Consider the following 800-nt stretch of genomic DNA (forward strand, 5'->3'; position numbering starts at 1 on the left):
CCACGCTTGATTTCCGTCTTCCAATGTGTGAGAACGCCTCTGGCGCCTATCGAGACAATCTCCTCTGGAGTGGGAAACTGGCGCATGGTCATCAGTGATGCCTTGCCTTCCCAGTCCTTAAACACTTGTGGATACTCCGGAAAGTAGCGGTCAAACCAGTTTGTAATCCGAGCTTTCACTTGATTCAAGCTCACCATGACCTTCTCCCGAAAATTCATCAGAATGCGTAGCTCTGCATATTCCTTGGTCGGCAAATTGGGCTCTGAATATTTCCCGCTCCGAATCAGGTCGGCAATGACCTTCGCATCCTTGTAGTCGCTCTTGGTCTGCGAGTTGTCCTCAAGTTCTTTGCTCTTGTTCACATGGTGCGGATTCACGACGACGACCCTGATGTCTTGCTCCTTCAAAAATGCCGCTAACGGGAACCAGTAGTGTCCGGTAGGCTCGATGCCAAATACGATGTCGGTTTTCTCATGTATCCGGCCAAGCTCCTTCATCCACGCAGCCAGTTTCGTTAGCCCCTCCTGATCGTTGTGGAACACACATTCTTTCCCAAGCTCAATGCCTCGGAAATCCACGGCTCGAGCTACATGAATCTTTTTGGCGATGTCCGCGCCAACAACCAGTGTTTTTTCGGTAATTCGTGTAATCCGTTGATTCTGTTTCTGTTTCAGCTTATACTTCATGTAGAGCGTCCTCCTTTTCATTAGGGCAGTGAATGTGACCATTCCAAGACCCAGCATACAGGAGGCGCTTTTTTCTTTCAAAGCTCAAATTTCTTCATTACAGGAATGGCTCCT

General features: G+C 48.8%; 1 protein-coding gene. It reads right to left on the minus strand.

Annotation, left to right across the window (positions count from 1 at the left end; genetic code table 11):
• On the minus strand, window positions 1–686 hold a 686-nt coding region (locus AC3WQH_RS25495), incomplete at its 3' end, for an IS110 family transposase (protein ID WP_492332330.1).
• Window positions 687–800: the final 114 nt, after the last annotated feature.

The sequence above is a fragment of the Brevibacillus sp. FW301-21C12A genome, from assembly GCF_058788915.1.